Below are 710 nucleotides of genomic sequence, written 5' to 3'. Positions count from 1 at the left end.
CGCGTTGATAGCAACGATGCCCATCACTACTGGGTAATCACGCTCCATAATGGATTCGTAACCTAATAAACCAATGCCGTCGATGTTGAAGATAACTTCGATCAAAAATGCCACTGTCATGAAGAACAACAGTGCGTTGCCAACGTGAGAAGCACTTGGAATCAAACTATTGCGTAGCGCGTGTTTGCGTACCGCTTTCTTAAACGGCAAGCCTTTTGCGATCGCGGTACGGATGTAATCCGATGATAAGTTTTCCATCAGGTTATTTTTCATCGTCATAGTGAGCGTTGCGAAATCACCAATCAAGTAACAGATCAGCGGAAGCACAGCATGCCACATCACGTCTTTTGCGCGTTCAAAGAAGGTTTCATAGTCATCGAAATCATCACCGACAAAGCCCCCCATAGGGAACCATTCCAAGTGATAACTAAACAAAGTAATCAATAACACGCCAACCACATAGCCAGGCAAGGCATAACCGACGAATATCAAAATGGAGGAGGTAGAATCAAACACAGAACCGTGCTTGAGGGCTTTGTAATAGCCAAGCGGTATCGAGATGAAGTAGCTGATAAAGAAAGTCATGCCACCATAGAACAGCGAAACAGGCAGACGCTCTGCAATCATATCCGATACTGGTTCGTAATAACGCGTTGATTCACCCAAGTCCAACGTCACTAATCGACTCAACCAATCAACGTAAGCTTCCA

1 protein-coding gene is annotated in these 710 nt (G+C 44.9%); it reads right to left on the bottom strand.

Annotated elements, in window-relative coordinates:
- Positions 1 to 710: ABC transporter permease (locus R7Z50_RS27360; RefSeq protein ID WP_318149729.1), on the bottom strand; the 710-nt coding region annotated here is incomplete at both ends.

The organism is Vibrio sp. 1249-1, from assembly GCF_033340495.1.
Note: the sequence above shows the minus strand (reverse complement) of the source record. Positions and strands in the feature narration are given on the sequence as shown.